This window comes from Halegenticoccus soli, from assembly GCF_002844195.1.
GTDB classification, from domain to species: domain Archaea; phylum Halobacteriota; class Halobacteria; order Halobacteriales; family Haloferacaceae; genus Halegenticoccus; species Halegenticoccus soli.
Map to the genome: position 1 here is coordinate 380,796 of NZ_PEND01000002.1, position 14,984 is coordinate 395,779.

Here is a 14,984-nt window from a genome sequence, read left to right on the forward strand (position 1 = left end):
AACTTTTAGTCCGCCAACTCGGAACGTCCCTCAATGGGACTCAGGTGTCTGTTCGGCCACGATTTCGGCGACCCCGAGATCGAGCGCGAACGAGAGGAACAGGGAAAGGAGATGGTCGTCACCGTCCGGGAGGTCGAAACGTGCCGCCGCTGCGGCGAGCGGCGGATCGTGAGCGAGAACAAAGAAGTGACCGCGGTCGCGTCCCGGGACGCCGGATCCGCCGAGGGCGCGACCGCCGAAGGGCAGATCGGAGACGCCGCCGAAGGTCCGATCGGGGAGTCTCCCGAGCGACCGGCCGGAGGAGCTCCCGAGAGTTCGGTCGAAGGCCCTCCTGAGAGTTCTGCTGAGGACGCCCCTGAGAGTTCGGCCGAAGAACCGCCCGGGAGGGCGGACGATCCCGTCGACGGCATGCCGACGCACCCCGCGATGAAGGCGTCGACCGACGACGGCGGCGACGCCGAGGACTTCGCCGCGATGACCGCCGAGGAGGACGACGGCGTCATCCTCGACGAGACGGACGAGTCGACCCGGCGTCCGGGCGAGTGGCCCGACGCCGGCGACGTCGGCCGGCGAGACGATCGGGCGCCCACGCTCGAAGAGGTCGAAGCCTCGATGGGCGACGCCCGCGGCGATTCCGGTCGCGCCGGGGCCGCCCCCGAGTCGGGGACCGACGACGCCCCCGCCCCCTGGCCGGAGCCGACCGGCGAGGACGAGGGATTCGCCGCGGAGGTCTCCGACGGAAGCGTGACCGACGTGTCGTTCGGCGGCCTCGCGCCCGAAATCGCCCGCGACGAGGGCGGGGACGAAGCGGTCGAGGAGGGAGACGACGCCGAGTTCGTCGGACACGCGGCGGACCGGGGCGACCGCGCCGAGGGCGTCGACGAGGGGTTCGCCCGCGTCGACGACCCTTCGGTCGACTCGCAGACCCCGCCGGAGGTGTCGACCGAGTACTACTGTCCCGCCTGCGAGATGACCCGCGACGCCGCCAGCAGTTCGATGCGCGCCGGCGACATCTGCCCCGAGTGCCGGAAGGGGTACGTCACCGAGCGCGAACGCTGATCCCGCCCTCTCGGACGCGCCGTTCCCGGAGCTAACGTCCCGTTACTCCGAACGCGATTCGGAAACCGATTCTTGTCGGCCGAACCGTCCGGCGACCAGCCGCGACGGCGGTTTCCGCGTCGGAACTCGATCGTCGCCCAGCGGATCGTTACCCGGCGCGGGGTGCCACTACGACCCACTCTCGACCGGTGACGAAACAGGTAAACCATACCCTGCCGAACGGCCCCCCATGAAGGAGTACAAAATGCGGCGCGGAGAGACGCTGGAGGAGCGTGCGCCGGATCTGAAGGCGGTAATCGAACGATACTTCGGTCCGGTTACCGGGACCGAGGACGTCGAGGGTCACGAGCTCTACGTCGTCGACGAGCCCGACAACCCGGTCTTCGAGCGCATCGTCGCCGGGGCCGCGAAGTACAGCGGCAAGAAGGACAAGCTCGCCGTCCACTTCGAGGAGCGCCCGGCGGCGGAGGTCATCGCGGAGGGGCACGCCGACGCCGCCCAGGACGCCGTGGCGGCCAAGAACGACTTCCTCCTCGAAGTCACCGGCCGCGACGCGAAGTCGCGCCGCGAGTCGATGAAGCGGCAGGTCGAAGACGACGCGCCGGACTACTAGCGACCGTTTGCGCTGCGGGATGGCTTCGCCATCCCGCAGCGCAAACGGTCGCTCAAAAGCTCTCCTCCCTCACTTCGGCACGCGGAGCGTGCCTCCGTTCGGTCGTCGGCCCGCGAGCGCCAACGGCGCTCGCGGTACAATCGATCGCACCCCGTCCGCACGTGCTTCCCTCGGTGCGTGGTTTACCCGCGCGGAATCACATCATCGGCGTCCGCTCGTGTCGCGCGGGCTGCACCGCGAGTGAACGACCGGAGGGAGTGAGCGAGCGGACCGAGGAGCGACCGGAGGGAGCGACGAGGATTTTGGTCGAGCTTTTGCCGAGCGAGCGTAGCGAGCGCAGCGCAAACGGTCGCCTACAGGCGCTCGGGGATCCACCCGCCGTCGATCTCGACGTTCTCACCGCTCACATACCCGCTGTCCTCGTCGAGGAAGAACAGCACCGCCTGCCGGACGTCGTCGAAGGAGGCCGGGCGACCGCGGGGGAGTTCGTCGGGGAACTCCTCGGAGTTCTCGACGACGTACGGCGACACCGCGTTGACCGTGATGCCGTCGCCCTGCGTGTCGTTCGCGAGCATCCGCGTGAACATGATGACGCCCGTCTTCGCGACGAAGTACGGGAAGTTCTTCGGGTAGACCAGGGCCTTCTCGCTGCCGGCGTAGCCGACGTTGACGATCCGGCCGTAGCCGGCCTCGCGCATCGCCGGCAGCGCGCGCTTCGAACAGAGGTACGTGCCGTTGAGGTTCGTCTCCAGCACCCGGTTCCACGTCTCGAAGGAGATCTCCTCCCAGTGCTGCGGCGCGAAGTCCCCGACGTTGTTGATCAGCACGTCGACGGGACCGATGTCCTTCTCGACCGCGTCGAACATGTGATCGACCGCGTCCGGTTCCCTGACGTTCCCCCGAACCGTCGTCGTCTCCGGCGCGCCCCGGGCGCGCGCCTCCTCGACCGCCCTCTCGGCCGCGTCGCCGCTCGTGTGGTAGTGGACCGCGACGGACGCGCCGGCCTCGGCGAGGGCGAGGAGGAGCGCGCGCCCGATCCCTTTCGAACTTCCGGTGACCAGCGCGGTTCGCCCCGACAGGTCCGGACGTATCATACCCGTTCACTGGGCCGCCGGTGCCAAAGGCGTCCCGGTCGGGAGAAAATTTCAAGTATCGTGCTACCGATGCTCACCCTACCGGAAGCGACCGCGAAACTCCTCGGCAAACATTTATTCTCTTTCGAGTAAACCACCGCTATATTTAAATATCGCCCGGGAGAACCGGCGAGTATGGCCATCGACACCATCCTGTTGGCGATCGGACCGACCGACGCCGACCGCATCGACCGACTCGCGGAGGAGACGATCGAGGTCGCCGGCCCGACCGGCGCGACGGTCGTGCTGGCGCACGTGTTCACCACTTCGGAGTACGAGGACACCCTCGACAAGCTGGAGTTCGACACGACCGCCGAGGAGGTGTCGCCGGACGACGTCGCGAGCCGTCACGCGACGGTTCGGGAGCTCGCGTCGGCGTTCGACGACGCGGGCGTCGACTACGAGATCCGCGGCGCGGTCGGCAAGCACGGCACGGCCATCGTCGATCTCGCGACCTCGGTCGACGCGGACCGGGTCGTCGTCGGCGGTCGGCGGCGCTCGCCGACCGGCAAAGCCGTCTTCGGCAGCGTGGCCCAGGAGGTCATGCTCTCCGCGCCGTGTCCGGTGACGTTCGTCCGCTCGGACACGAAGTAGCGACCGCCGATCGCGGCCGTTCGAGATTCGAGGTCCGGGCGACTGGACGATCAGGACGAGCCGTCCGCCGCCGAGCTGACGGTTCTCGCCCCCCGTCGCCGGGATACCGGGCGATCGTCGTCCCCTCGCCGACCCGTATTTCTCCCGATCGGGTGTGTTGAAATATGTCGTGGGGTATGAGAGAGCGAGTCATTTACTCACGGATTGGGTAACGCTTATTCTGACCGGTACCCGATTCGGGCATAGAATGGGTAGTACCACGTTGGCGGACGAGTCCGGGCCGTCGCTCCTGCGATCGGGCGTCGCGGGCGCGAAGCGGAACCGGGGCGTGACGCCTGGTACGCGGCGTGTTTTCACTGACGACCGACCGACGACCGGAGCGTCGTCCCGCTCCGCCCTCCCCTAACGACAATGGCCTGTTACGTGGGTGTCGACCTCGGTGCGACGAACGTCCGTGCGGTCGTCGCCGACGGGAACGGAACGATCATCGGCCGGAGCGATCGGGGAACGCCGCGGGGGCCGACGGGCATCGCGGTGACCGAGGCCGTCCTGCAGGTCGTCCGCGAGGCGTGCGACGCGGCGGGCGTCGATCCCGACGACGCCGTCGCCGCCGGGATCGGCTCGATCGGCCCGCTCGACCTCGCCGAGGGCGTGATCGAGAACCCCGCGAACCTCCCCGACACGATCGATCGCATCCCCCTCACCGGCCCGATCTCGAAGCTCCTCGACACCGATCGGGTGTACCTGCACAACGACACGAACGCCGGCGTCATCGGCGAGCGCTTCTACAGCGACCGGAACCCCGACGACATGGCCTACCTCACGATCTCCTCGGGGATCGGCGCGGGCGTCTGCGTCGACGGCAACGTGCTCTCGGGGTGGGACGGGAACGCCGGCGAGGTCGGGCACATGACGCTCGACCCCCAGGGCTACCGCACCTGCGGCTGCGGCCACGACGGCCACTGGGAGGCGTACTGCTCGGGGAACAACATCCCCGAGTACGCGAAGGACCTCCACGAGGAGGACCCCGTGAACACCTCCCTCCCCATCGACGATCCGGACTTTTCGGCCGTCGACGTGTTCGAACACGCCGGCACGGACGACTTCGCCGACTTCGTCATCGACCAGGTCGCACACTGGAACGCGATGGGGCTCGCGAACATCATCCACGCCTACGCGCCGCTCGTCATCTTCGTCGGCGGTGCCGTCGCGCTCAACAACCCCGAGCTGACCCTGGAGCCGATCCGCGAGCGGATGGACGAGATGGTCTTCATCAACGTGCCCGACATCCAGCTCACCACTCTCGGAGACGACGTGGTCGTCCAGGGCGCCGTCGCCAGCGCGTTGACCGGCGGAACGGGCGACCGCTCGCGGCTCTGAGGGTTCGGCCATCCGCCGACGAAGCCGCGCCCTTTTGCCGCCCCGCCACCTGTTGGTGGTATGCGCAGACGCGACCTGCTCCGGACCGGGGTCGCGGCCGTCGGCCTCTCCGTCCTGGGCGACGCGGCGAGCGCCCATCCCGGTCCCTACCGCCCGTACGGGCGCGTCGGGATTCCGGGTGCGAGGGAGGCGGTCGTCGGCCCGGACGGCGAGACGGCGTACGTCGCCGCGACGAACGGCTACGCGGTGGTCGACGTCTCGGTCGCCGACCGACCGCGGCTGCTCGCCGAGCGGCGGAACCTCCTCGCCGACCGCGACGGCGGGCCGCTCCGGGAGATATACGACGTCAAGGTCGACGGCGACCGCCTCGTCGTCGTCGGCCCGGCGAACCCGCTGCCCGGCGCGCTCGCGGGGGTGCTCGTCGCCGACGTGAGCGACCCCACAGAACCCCGGACGGTCGCCTTCCACGAGACGGATTTCGCCATCCACAACTGCTTTCTCGACGGCGACTACGCCTACCTGACCGCCACTGACTTCGAGCGGAATCCGCTCGTCGCCGTCGACGTCGGCGGCGACGAGCCGGCGGAGGTCGGCCGCTGGTCTCTCCTCGATCACGACCGCCGGTGGGAGGCGGTCGCGCCCGAACTCCGAGTCCTCCACGACGTCCGGGTTCGGGACGGCGTCGCCTACGCGCCCCACTGGGACGCCGGAACCTGGCTACTGGACGTGAGCGATCCGTCCTCGCCCGCGTACCTGGGCCGCGTCGCCGAGTGGACGCGCGAGGAGCTGGCCTCGGTTCCCCCGCGCCGAACCAGCTTTCAGACGAGGGTCCCGCCCGGGAACGACCACTACGCCGCGACCGACGAGAGCGGGACGCTCCTCGGAATCGGGAGGGAGGCCTGGGCGGTGTCCCCCGACGGTGGAAGCGACGGCGACGACGGCGGGGGCGACGGCCGCGATGACGGACGCGACCTGATCGGCGGTCCCGGCGGCATCGACCTCTGGGACGTCTCCGATCCGACCGACCCGGTCCGCCGCTCGACCATCGACCCGCCGCCGTCGCCGGACCCGACGTTCGACGGCGTCTGGACGACCTCGCACAACTTCGAGCTCCGCGACGGCGTGCTGTACAGCTCCTGGTACCGCGGCGGCGTGAAGCGCCACGACGTGAGCGATCCCTCAGACCCGATCGAAGAGATGTGGTGGCGAGAGCCCGACGAGGCGAGCTTCTGGACCGCCCGCGTCGCGTTGCCGGGCGAGACGTTCGTCGCCAGCGCGACGGATCACGGGGGCGGACCGCCGGGGGCGCTGTACGTCTTCCCCGACCACGCGGGCGAACAGGCGAATCCGCCGTCGCTCGGCGCGGGGCGGCGCGGGAACGATTCGACCCGCGGTGCGTCCTCGGACTCGCCGTCGCGGACCGGCGGCGGAACCGCCGGGGGAGACGCCGGGGCCGCCGATCGGGTCGGTGAAACCGGCGCTCTCGCTCCGGGTTTCGGTGCCGGATCGGCGTTGGCCGGACTCGGGATCGGCGCGTGGTGGGTACGTCGCCGCGTCCGGTCGCGCGGCGGGCGTGACGATCCGTGACACAGATATTTGTTCGTGAAGCCGGAGGAGGAAAACCACAACATACCCATAGCTGGGACACGAACAGACGACAATGAGCGAGGAGAGCCTCAGAGACCGCATCGAGACGTGGATGGTCGGGCAGATGCCGATCATCCAGATGCACGGCGGGACGAGCGTCGTTCGCGAGGCCGACCCCGAGTCGGGCGAGGTGGTCGTCGAGCTCGGCGGCACCTGCTCGGGCTGCGGTATCAGCAACATCACCGCCCAGAACATAAAGCGCGACCTCATCATGGACTTCGACGAGGTCGAGGACGTGACCGTCCGCGTGCCGAGCACCGGCGAGGTCGGCTCCGAGACCGTCGAGGGCGGCCGCGGCGGGGACCTCCAGTTCTCGAACGAACCGGCGGACCACTTCTGAAGACGCGCGAAGCGGTCAGCGCCGAAGCCGCGCGATAGCCGATCTCCCTTTCGCCGACGCTTCAATCCCCCTTTTCGTCGGCGCTCCCGCCCGCTACCGTTTCCGTTTTCGGACTCGGCGGGACCGCGTCGCCCCGACGTCGATCTCTCCTGCGCCGACCATCCGTGCCCAGGTTTATGTACCGGGACGGGCCCACCGACGGTATGACCTGAGACTCGCCGAGGGACGGTTCGCGGGAGCACGGCACGCCGTTCCTCGTTCGCCCGCGCGCCCGAACGGCCCGCTCTGGATCCGACGGGCGTCGAAAGCTCAGCCGGTGTCGTCTGTCAGCCCCGTACCGCCTCACAGCGCGCGTTCCAGCGCCGACGCCACGCTCCGCGCCTTCTCCGCAAGCGGTTTCGGAACGGTCCCCGCTTCGACCGACGCGTCGAGTTCGTCGTCGTCGACGCGCTCGACCGTCCCGTCCGCGTGTTTCACGACGTCCACGTGGAGGTCGACGTAGCGGATCTCGTCCGGGAAGCACTCGACAGGCGTGCAGACGTTCACGTACGTCCCCTTGCGGTTTCCGTCGTCGTCGCGGTAGACGGTCGGGTACCACCAGCGTCCCTCGCGGAACTTCGTCAGCGCGACGTCGCCCGCCTCGCGCTCGGTTCCGAGCGCGTCGTACGTGCCGCCCGGGGACATCTCGCGGCGCACGGCGATCGTCCCGCCGGGGTCCCGTTCGAGGACCTCGCCCGCGCCGAGAACGACGAGCCGTCCGTCGGGCTTCCCGTGTCCGATTCTGACGGCGTCGCCTTCGACGGGGCCGAACTGCTCCGTGACGACGCCGAACGGAAAGTCCCCCTCCGGCTCGCACAGCGCCTCGACGAAATCGACGCCGGCGCTCGCGGCCCGATCGGCGGCCTTGATGCGGTGGTGTCCGGGCATCGTCGCCGTCACCCGCCGCCGGCGTTCGTCCAGCGAAAAGCGCGATTCGCGTCCGAACCAGATCCACGCCGTCGCCGACGGCGCGACGAGCACGCCCGATCCGTCTCCCTCGGAACCGAGAGCCGCGTCGATCGCGCCCGCCCGGTCGCGGGCGCGCTCCAGCGAGTCGCTCAGCGCGCCCATACTCGCCTCCGTCGCCCCTCGGCTCCAGCGGACGCCCCACCCGTCGGGTACGTCCGCGTCGAGGAGGTCGGTCATGCCGACGAGTTCCCGCCCCGCGGGATCGTCGTCCGTCCGCACGGTGACTCCTTCGTGCCCCCGAACGAGCGTCGCCAGGCCGCCGTCCGCCCGGAACTCGGTGTCGAGAAGCGGCCGGTCGTCGTCCCAGGGCGGCGCCCCTTCGACGACCTGAACGCGGACCGAGTCACCCTCCTCGACGTAGTCGGTCGCACTGTCGTAGGGGAGGTAGCCTTCGGTTTCGCCGAACTCGCCGGAACGTGGTGGATCGTCGCCGTCGAGATCGTCAGGATGAGACGACTCGTCGCCGTCGAGCTCGGCGGGGCGAGGCGGATCGCCTCCGCCGAGCTCCACGACCGCCCCGCCGCCGAGCGTCTCGGTCACGCGGCCGTCGAACACCGCGCCGGTCGGCGCGGGCGCCTTCCAGGCGAGCGTGTCGACGCCGACGTCTCCCAGGAGCGTCGTCGCCGCCGCGACGGCGTCGGGCTCCCCTTCGACGCCGACGCCCTGCCTGTCGCGCGTCGCGTCGACGGCGACGTCGTGGTTTCCGTCGGGGAGGTCGGCGTCGAACCGCCGCCGGATGGGTTCGGATGCCTGAACGACCTCGTGACCGGCGTCGAGGAGCAGCCGCGTCAGCGCCGTCGCGTAGATGCCCCTGACTCGCGCTCTCATCGATCGTCGGATTGAGACGGTCCGCCGCCGTCGAGAGCCTCCGGATCCCGGGCGAATCGGACCCGGTCGTGGACCGTGGGGCCGAGCGTGAGTTCGACCACGTCGCCATTCAGCACCCGGCCGTCCTCGACGTACGCGCCCCAGGTGTCGAAGCGGAGGTAGCCGCGGAGGCTCCCGCCGTGGGTGTAGAGGTCGAGGTACGCGACGCGGTGCTCCTGAACGTCGCTCTTGCTGTGGGCCATCTCCATGTCGGAGTAGAAGGCGCGACCGCCGCCGTCGCCGGACGCGGCCTCCGGCGGCCCGGACGAGTCGGTTCCGCCGAAGAACGCCTCCAGCGCCTCCGCCTCCTCCCGGACCGCCTCGGCGACGAGAGACGAGGCCGCCCGGAGGTCGTCCTGATCCAATCCGACTTCTCGAAGGGCCCGCTGCGTCCGTGGATCGAAGTGCATACCGGCCGTTCGACGGCAGGGGTTTTCAGCCTACCTCGTTTCGCCCGAGCTGTCCGCCGTCGCTTCGGTCCGTGCCGTTATGTTCCTGGGCGGAGATGTGTCGGTATGGCACGGAGACGGGACCCGGTCGAGGCAGCGTCCGACGGCTCTGTCGACCTCTACGACATCTCGACGTGGGAGGAGCGAACGTCGCTCGACGGGCTCGCGGTGGCGCTCTATCGACTCATGGTCGGCACGACCCGGGCGGCCGTCGTACTGGTCGCCTTGCTCATCCTGATCGGTATCGGCGGGCTGAGCGCGCTGACGGATCCACAGACCGGCGCTCTGACCATCCTGTCGGCCATCCCCGCGCTCGGCCTCGCGGCGTACGTCTGGTACAGCGACGCGACGACGAGCGAACCGCTCTCGCTGCTCGTGGCGACGTTCCTCCTCGGTGTCCTGATGGCGAACTTCGCGGCCGTCGTCAACAGCGTCGCCCAGCGGCCGTTTCAGGCGCTCGGCCCGCTCGGGGTGGTCCTGTTCTTCTACGTCGTCGTCGGTCCGGTCGAGGAGACGGTGAAGCTCCTCGCGGTCCGGTTTTACGCCTTTCGGAGCGACCGGTTCGACGCTGTGGTTGACGGCGCGGTCTACGGCGCGATGGCGGGACTCGGCTTCGCGACCATCGAGAACGCGCTCTACATCACCCGGAACATCGGGGCGACGAACCTCGATTTCGGCCTCGAACTGATCGGCGCCGGCGGCGGGATCACCGCCATTCGCGCGCTCGCCGGCCCCGGCCACGTCATCTACTCCGCGTTCGCGGGCTACTACCTCGGTCTGGCGAAGTTCAACGAGGAGAACGCCGGACCGATCGTCGTCAAAGGCCTCATCATCGCCGCGTTCATCCACGCCACGTACAACACCACCGCGGGCCTCGGAACCGGATTGCTGGCGTCCGTCCTCGGCCTGCCCGACCTCCTCGCGTACCTCTCGTACGTCGTGCTCTACGACGGGTTCTTCGCGCTCATCCTGCTCCGGAAGATCCACCGCTACACGCGCGCCTACCGGGCCGTTCAGGACGACGATCGGAGTCTCGAAGGGGCGATCCAGTCGGAGCGGACCGAGTCGGAGTAGTTCGGCGCCGGTTACCGAAGCCGGCTCACGTCGGAGAGCACCGCGGTCGCCGTCTCCGGCCCGCCCGCGCCGCGTCCGCTGATGTTCAGTCGGCCGGCGTTGGTCGTCTCCAGCTGGACGATGTTCCGCGTCCCCGTCACGGCGAGCGTTCCGTTCTGCGGGATCAACCGCGGGCCGACCCGGACGCCCTCTGGCGTCGCCTCGCCGATGAGTCGGACGGTCTGGCCGTCCTCGGCGGCCAGTTCGAGCGCGCTTCCGGGGATGTCGCGGATCCCCCGAACTTCGGCGTCGGCGAGGCTGTGTCCCCCGTCGCCGAGGACGTTCGCGAGGATGACGCACTTGAGCGCGGCGTCGGTCCCGTCCACGTCGAACGTCGGATCGGCCTCCGCGACGCCGAGATCCTGCGCCTCCGCGAGGACGTGCTCGTACCCGAGCCCCTCGGCGGCCATCCGCGAGAGGACGAAATTCGCCGTCCCGTTGAGAACGCCGCGGGCCGCGGTGATGTGGTCGGGTCCGAAGTCGCGGATCGCCGAGAGCACCGGGATCGCGCCGCCGACCGTCGCCTCGAAGAGCACCGACCCCGCGCTGTCGCGTTCGAGATCGCGCACGTCGTCGTACCGCTCGGCGACGGGTCCCTTGTTCGCCAACACGACGTGCCGGTCGGCTTCGAGCGCTGCCCGGACGTGCGAGAAGCCGGGCTCCGCGTCGCCGAGCGTCGTCGGCGTCGCCTCGACCAGCACGTCGGACGCCGCCGTCAGCGCGTCCGCGGGGGCCGCGTCGCCCACGGTCCCCTCCCGCTCCTTTCGCGCGAGCACCGCCTCGGGGTCGACCCCGTCGGGATCGATCGCGGCGCTTTCCGAGTCCGCGACCGCCGTCACCGTGTGGCCGTACTCGCCCGCCAGTTCGACGACGGAGCGGCCCACCGCCCCCACGCCGAGCACCGCGAGCTTCACGGCGATCCCTCCGAGAGCGGCTCGACCACGTGCAGCCCCTTCTCGGCGGCGATGTCGCGGACGATTCCGACGGCCCGCTGTGCCCGCCCCTCGCGGGCGGCGAGGCGCACCCGGGCGCTCGACGTGTCGTCCGTCCCCTGCGGCGCGGACAGCGACAGGTCGATCACCGAGGCGTCCGAGCACTCCTCGATGCGGCGGAGCGTGTCGGAGAGGTCGGAGTCGATGAGGTGACCGGTCAGGAGGACCGTCACCTCCTCGCCGTACCGCTCCGCGTCGGCCTGAATGACGTTGACCCCGCGGTCGCGGAGCGCGTCGACGATCGCCTCGAACCGCTCCGGCGGGCACTCCAGGTCGACCTCGACGGGGATGCGCCCGCGCGGCGTGATGTTGCCGCGCTCGTGGAAGATCGACAGGAGGTTCCCGCCGTTCTCGGCGATCGGTCGCAGCGCCCCGAGCAGCTGTCCCGGCTCGTCGATCAGCTCCAGACGGATCGTGTGGGTCTGGGACTCCCCCCCGTCCGTCTCGGGTTCGCCCCGGGCGACGCCGGAGGACGCCGGCGTCGGCCCGCCGATTTCGGTCATCGGTGCACCTCCGTGGCACGCGCGGTCCCTGTTGTCGGCGCGGAGCGGTCGAAGCGTGGCTCCGCGCCGATGCGAGTCGGGGTGTGCGTGCCCGTCTGCATGTTACGCACCTCTCGTCGCTGCCGCTATAAGCCTTCGTCGGTCGCAAAACTCTCCGGCTCGCCGGCGTGTCAGCACTCGACGCGGCCGCCGGTCTGCGAAATGAGCAGCGTCTTTTTCACCGCGATTGTGAAAACTGGCCGATAGGTTCAGGGGTCGAACGCGAGACTAGGGAACCATGGGGGAACTCGGTCTGAAGGAGGCCGTAGCGATGGCGCTGGGCGGCATGATCGGTGGCGGCATCTACTCCGCCTTCGGCATCGTCGTGGCCATCTCCGGGACGCTCGCGTGGTTCGCGTTCCTCCTCGCGGGCGCCGTCGCCATGTGCGCGGGGTACAGCTACGTGAAGCTGAACGAACTCGTCGAGGGCAACGGCGGCGCGCCGACGTACATCTCCGCGTTCGTGGGCAATTCAACCCTCGCCGGCATGACCGGCTGGACGCTGCTCTTCGGATACATCGGGTCGATGGCCCTGTACGCCTACGCGTTCTCGTCGTTCTTCTCGGAGCTCGTCGGTCGGCTCCACGTCGGCGGCGTTCCGGTCGCGAACGCCGTCTCGGTGCTTCTGATCGCCGTCTTCGTCGGGCTCAACCTGCTGGGGGCCGCCGAAACCGGCAAAGCCGAGGACGTGCTCACCTTCTTCAAGATCGCCGTCATCGGCGTCTTCGGCGTCTGGGGCGTCTGGTTCGCCTTCAACGGCCACGCGCTCTCGTTCGGCGTCTCCCGGATCAGCTTCACCCCGATCGTCGGCGCGGCGATGTCGTTCGTCGCCTTTCAGGGGTGGCAGCTCCTGATGTACGACCAGGGGCAGTTCGAGAACCCTCGGGACGACATCCGAAAGGCGATCTACGTTTCGATCCCCGCGGCGACGCTCCTGTACGTCCTCGTCGCGCTCACCACGGTGAGCCTGCTCGAAATCGCCGTGATCTCCGTCTCCCCGGAGGTGTCGCTGCTGTACGCCGGGCTGCAGTTCATGGGGAGGATCGGCGCGTTCGTCATCGGCCTCTCGGCGCTGTTTTCGACGGCGAGCGCGGTCAACGCGACGCTTTTCAGCAGTGCGCTGTTCTCGCGCGATCTGATAGCCATGGGGCTGATGCCCGAGTGGGCCGGTTCGGGAACCGATTCGGCCTCGAACGGCGACGACCGGGGGATTCCGAAGAAGATCGTGATCGTCCTCGGGATCCTGTCGGCGGCGTTCGCCGTCTTCGGCAGCCTCCGGAGCATCACCTCGTTCGCCTCCCTCGCGTTTATCGCCGTGTTCGGGGGGATGAGCTACCTCGCGTACGCGAACCGCGACGAAATCGACCTGCTCTCGCCCGTGCCGCTCTTCGGGTTGATCGGCTGCGCCGCGTTCTTCCCGCTGCTCCTGTACAGCCTCTACATCGACGATCCGACGACGCTCGCGCTCGTGTTGCTCATCGCGGCGCTCGTCGTCGGCACTGAACTGCTGTACTTCGAGCGGGAACCGGTCGAGGAAGCGCTCCCGTGGATGGAGAGAAAGTGAGCACGCCCGCAGAGACAGATGTCCGACGACACAACCTCACCGATGCGACTGACGCGACGTAACGCGCTGAAAGGATTCGGCGCTGCGGCCGCCGCGGCGTCGTCCGCCGGCTGCGCGGCGGTCTCCGGCCGAGCGTCGAAAAAGCGGATGCGCTACGCGCAGGTCCTCCCGCCGCTCACGCTCGATCCGATCGTCGTCCGCGAGCCGTGGTCCGGACAGGCGGCCTCGCTGGTGTTCGAGGGCCTGTACACCTACGACTGGGAGATGAACCCCGTCCCGCTCCTCGCCGAGGGGAAACCGAACGTCTCCGACGGCGGCACGACCTACGCCGTGACGCTCGCGGAGGGCGCCGCGTTCCACGACGGCACCCCGGTCACAGCCGAGGACGTGAAGTACACCTTCGAGGCGCCCGAACGCGAGGAGTCGGCCAACCGGTGGCGGACGGAGATGATCTCAGAGATCAGGACGCCGGACGAGCGGACGGTCGAGTTCTCCCTGGCGTATCCCTACCCGGCGTTCCGCCACTCGCTCACGCTCCCGATCGTGCCGAAGGCGATCCGCGAGGAATCGCCCGGACAGTTCGGCTTCGAGAACCCGGTCGGAACCGGCCCGTACAGCGTCGAGGTGTTCAAACGGGGCGAGCGCGCGCTGTTGAAACGACACCGGAACTACTGGCGCGGCGTCGAACCGGCGATCGAAGCGGTGACGTTCGTCGCCAACCACGCGGGGCTCTCGCGGACGATGAGCCTCAAGACCGGGCAGAACGATGTCGTCGAGCGGATCGAGGCGAAGCTGTGGGACGCGACGAAGAAGTTCCCGGACTCGCGGGTCGTTTCGACGCCCAGTTACCACTCGTTTTACCTCGGGTTCAACGTCACCGACGGTCCGACGTCGAACCCCCGGGTGCGCGAGGCGGTCGATTACCTGTTCACGATGGACGACTTCGTCCGGAACGACGTCGCTCCGGGGGGCGCACGGCAGCACGGGCCGGTGCCGGACCGCCTCGCCGAGCGGTGGGGACTGCCGCTCGACGAGTGGAAGGAGATCCCGCGCCGGGAGAACGTCCGGAAGGCGAAGCGGATCTTCGAGGAGGAGGGGGTCGAGGGCTGGTCGCCGAAGGTCGCCGTTCCGGGGACGAAAAGCTCCGGCGACAAGCTCCGGGAAAAGCTCGCCGAAACCGTCGTCTACGGGCTGAAGCGGGCCGGATTCAGGACCGCACGGACGGAGAAGTACGAGTGGTCGAAGTTCCACGGGAAGACCACCTCCGGGAACAGGCGGGACTACGCGATGTTCGTCGGCTCCTGGCCCGGCGCTCCCGACCCCGACGCGTACTTCTACCCCCTGTTCCACGAGAACATGCAGGGGATCACGAACGGGACCTACTACAACCGCGAGGCGGTCATGCGGCGGATCGACGAGGCGCGACGGACGCAAAACCGGAAGAAGCGCCGGCACCTGTACGCGAGGGCGGGCACGACGCTGCTCGAAGACCGGGTGGTCCTCCCCGCGTTCACGCTCGACAACAGCTTCGGCGTGAAGAACCGCGTGAAGGGCTTCCGCCCGCACCCGGACGCGAAACTGAACCCGCGGCTCGTCTCCCCGGACGGATCCGTCTCGCTCCGCTGAACGCCCGCCCGTCGCGGAGGGGTTCGTCGGAGACGAAAACGAGAAAGAAACGGCGAA

At 69.2% G+C, this 14,984-nt stretch carries 14 protein-coding genes; 9 read left to right on the forward strand and 5 right to left on the reverse strand.

Going from position 1 to position 14,984, the window contains the following annotated elements:
• Positions 1-33: 33 nt before the first annotated feature.
• Both CNO20_RS06885 and CNO20_RS06890 read left to right on the forward strand, forming a co-directional pair.
• Positions 34-1,059, forward strand: coding sequence for a DUF7093 family protein (locus tag CNO20_RS06885; RefSeq protein ID WP_101295395.1), 1,026 nt, complete (start codon positions 34-36; stop codon positions 1,057-1,059).
• A gap of 229 nt (positions 1,060-1,288) precedes the next feature.
• Positions 1,289-1,672: a DUF5611 family protein gene (locus CNO20_RS06890; protein WP_101295396.1), complete on the forward strand. Its 384-nt coding sequence runs from the start codon at positions 1,289-1,291 to the stop codon at positions 1,670-1,672.
• Between the two features lie 353 nt (positions 1,673-2,025).
• Here the strand turns inward: CNO20_RS06890 and CNO20_RS06895 are convergent, their stop codons facing one another.
• Entirely contained in the window at positions 2,026-2,766 is a 741-nt protein-coding gene (locus CNO20_RS06895) for an SDR family NAD(P)-dependent oxidoreductase (RefSeq protein WP_101295397.1), read from the reverse strand.
• Between the two features lie 174 nt (positions 2,767-2,940).
• On the opposite strand from CNO20_RS06895, the gene CNO20_RS06900 reads away from it, so the two are divergent.
• From CNO20_RS06900 to CNO20_RS06915, 4 genes are all read left to right on the forward strand, one after another.
• Complete coding sequence (locus CNO20_RS06900) at positions 2,941-3,399, forward strand: universal stress protein (RefSeq protein ID WP_101295398.1); 459 nt, start codon at positions 2,941-2,943, stop codon at positions 3,397-3,399.
• Between the two features lie 411 nt (positions 3,400-3,810).
• Entirely contained in the window at positions 3,811-4,779 is a 969-nt protein-coding gene (locus tag CNO20_RS06905) for an ROK family protein (RefSeq protein ID WP_101295399.1), read from the forward strand.
• 60 nt (positions 4,780-4,839) lie between these two features.
• The gene (locus tag CNO20_RS06910; RefSeq protein ID WP_101295400.1) at positions 4,840-6,366 is read left to right on the forward strand and encodes an LVIVD repeat-containing protein; all 1,527 of its coding nucleotides are present in this window, start codon (positions 4,840-4,842) and stop codon (positions 6,364-6,366) included.
• 73 nt (positions 6,367-6,439) lie between these two features.
• Entirely contained in the window at positions 6,440-6,766 is a 327-nt protein-coding gene (locus CNO20_RS06915) for a NifU family protein (protein ID WP_101295401.1), read from the forward strand.
• A 342-nt stretch (positions 6,767-7,108) separates the two neighbouring features.
• Here CNO20_RS06915 and CNO20_RS06920 read toward each other — a convergent pair whose 3' ends face one another.
• A complete protein-coding gene (locus tag CNO20_RS06920; RefSeq protein WP_101295402.1) occupies positions 7,109-8,602 on the reverse strand; it encodes a ribonuclease FAU-1 family protein in 1,494 nt (497 codons plus the stop codon).
• On the reverse strand, positions 8,599-9,051 hold the full coding sequence (locus tag CNO20_RS06925) for a DUF7532 family protein (RefSeq protein WP_101295403.1): 453 nt from the start codon (positions 9,049-9,051) through the stop codon (positions 8,599-8,601). The genes CNO20_RS06920 and CNO20_RS06925 overlap by 4 nt, the downstream gene beginning before the upstream one ends.
• A gap of 105 nt (positions 9,052-9,156) precedes the next feature.
• Here CNO20_RS06925 and CNO20_RS06930 point away from each other — a divergent pair, with 105 nt between their 5' ends.
• The gene (locus tag CNO20_RS06930; RefSeq protein ID WP_101295404.1) at positions 9,157-10,164 is read left to right on the forward strand and encodes a PrsW family intramembrane metalloprotease; all 1,008 of its coding nucleotides are present in this window, start codon (positions 9,157-9,159) and stop codon (positions 10,162-10,164) included.
• Between the two features lie 11 nt (positions 10,165-10,175).
• On the opposite strand, the gene CNO20_RS06935 is transcribed toward CNO20_RS06930, so the two are convergent.
• The gene (locus CNO20_RS06935) at positions 10,176-11,117 is read right to left on the reverse strand and encodes a homoserine dehydrogenase (protein ID WP_101295405.1); all 942 of its coding nucleotides are present in this window, start codon (positions 11,115-11,117) and stop codon (positions 10,176-10,178) included.
• Positions 11,114-11,698, reverse strand: coding sequence for an amino acid-binding protein (locus CNO20_RS06940; RefSeq protein WP_101295406.1), 585 nt, complete (start codon positions 11,696-11,698; stop codon positions 11,114-11,116). The genes CNO20_RS06935 and CNO20_RS06940 overlap by 4 nt, the downstream gene beginning before the upstream one ends.
• Positions 11,699-11,975: 277 nt before the next feature.
• On the opposite strand from CNO20_RS06940, the gene CNO20_RS06945 reads away from it, so the two are divergent.
• The gene (locus CNO20_RS06945) at positions 11,976-13,301 is read left to right on the forward strand and encodes an APC family permease (RefSeq protein WP_101295407.1); all 1,326 of its coding nucleotides are present in this window, start codon (positions 11,976-11,978) and stop codon (positions 13,299-13,301) included.
• Positions 13,302-13,343: 42 nt separating this feature from the next.
• Positions 13,344-14,927: an ABC transporter substrate-binding protein gene (locus CNO20_RS06950; RefSeq protein ID WP_158237373.1), complete on the forward strand. Its 1,584-nt coding sequence runs from the start codon at positions 13,344-13,346 to the stop codon at positions 14,925-14,927.
• The last annotated feature ends 57 nt before the right edge of the window (positions 14,928-14,984 follow it).

Coding starts and splice junctions, on each gene's coding strand:
- CNO20_RS06885 (WP_101295395.1), top strand. CDS start 34: ATGGGACTCAGGTGTCTGTTCGGCCACGATTTCGGCGACCCCGAGATC.
- CNO20_RS06890 (WP_101295396.1), top strand. CDS start 1,289: ATGAAGGAGTACAAAATGCGGCGCGGAGAGACGCTGGAGGAGCGTGCG.
- CNO20_RS06895 (WP_101295397.1), bottom strand. CDS start 2,766: ATGATACGTCCGGACCTGTCGGGGCGAACCGCGCTGGTCACCGGAAGT.
- CNO20_RS06900 (WP_101295398.1), top strand. CDS start 2,941: ATGGCCATCGACACCATCCTGTTGGCGATCGGACCGACCGACGCCGAC.
- CNO20_RS06905 (WP_101295399.1), top strand. CDS start 3,811: ATGGCCTGTTACGTGGGTGTCGACCTCGGTGCGACGAACGTCCGTGCG.
- CNO20_RS06910 (WP_101295400.1), top strand. CDS start 4,840: ATGCGCAGACGCGACCTGCTCCGGACCGGGGTCGCGGCCGTCGGCCTC.
- CNO20_RS06915 (WP_101295401.1), top strand. CDS start 6,440: ATGAGCGAGGAGAGCCTCAGAGACCGCATCGAGACGTGGATGGTCGGG.
- CNO20_RS06920 (WP_101295402.1), bottom strand. CDS start 8,602: ATGAGAGCGCGAGTCAGGGGCATCTACGCGACGGCGCTGACGCGGCTG.
- CNO20_RS06925 (WP_101295403.1), bottom strand. CDS start 9,051: ATGCACTTCGATCCACGGACGCAGCGGGCCCTTCGAGAAGTCGGATTG.
- CNO20_RS06930 (WP_101295404.1), top strand. CDS start 9,157: ATGGCACGGAGACGGGACCCGGTCGAGGCAGCGTCCGACGGCTCTGTC.
- CNO20_RS06940 (WP_101295406.1), bottom strand. CDS start 11,698: ATGACCGAAATCGGCGGGCCGACGCCGGCGTCCTCCGGCGTCGCCCGG.
- CNO20_RS06945 (WP_101295407.1), top strand. CDS start 11,976: ATGGGGGAACTCGGTCTGAAGGAGGCCGTAGCGATGGCGCTGGGCGGC.
- CNO20_RS06950 (WP_158237373.1), top strand. CDS start 13,344: ATGCGACTGACGCGACGTAACGCGCTGAAAGGATTCGGCGCTGCGGCC.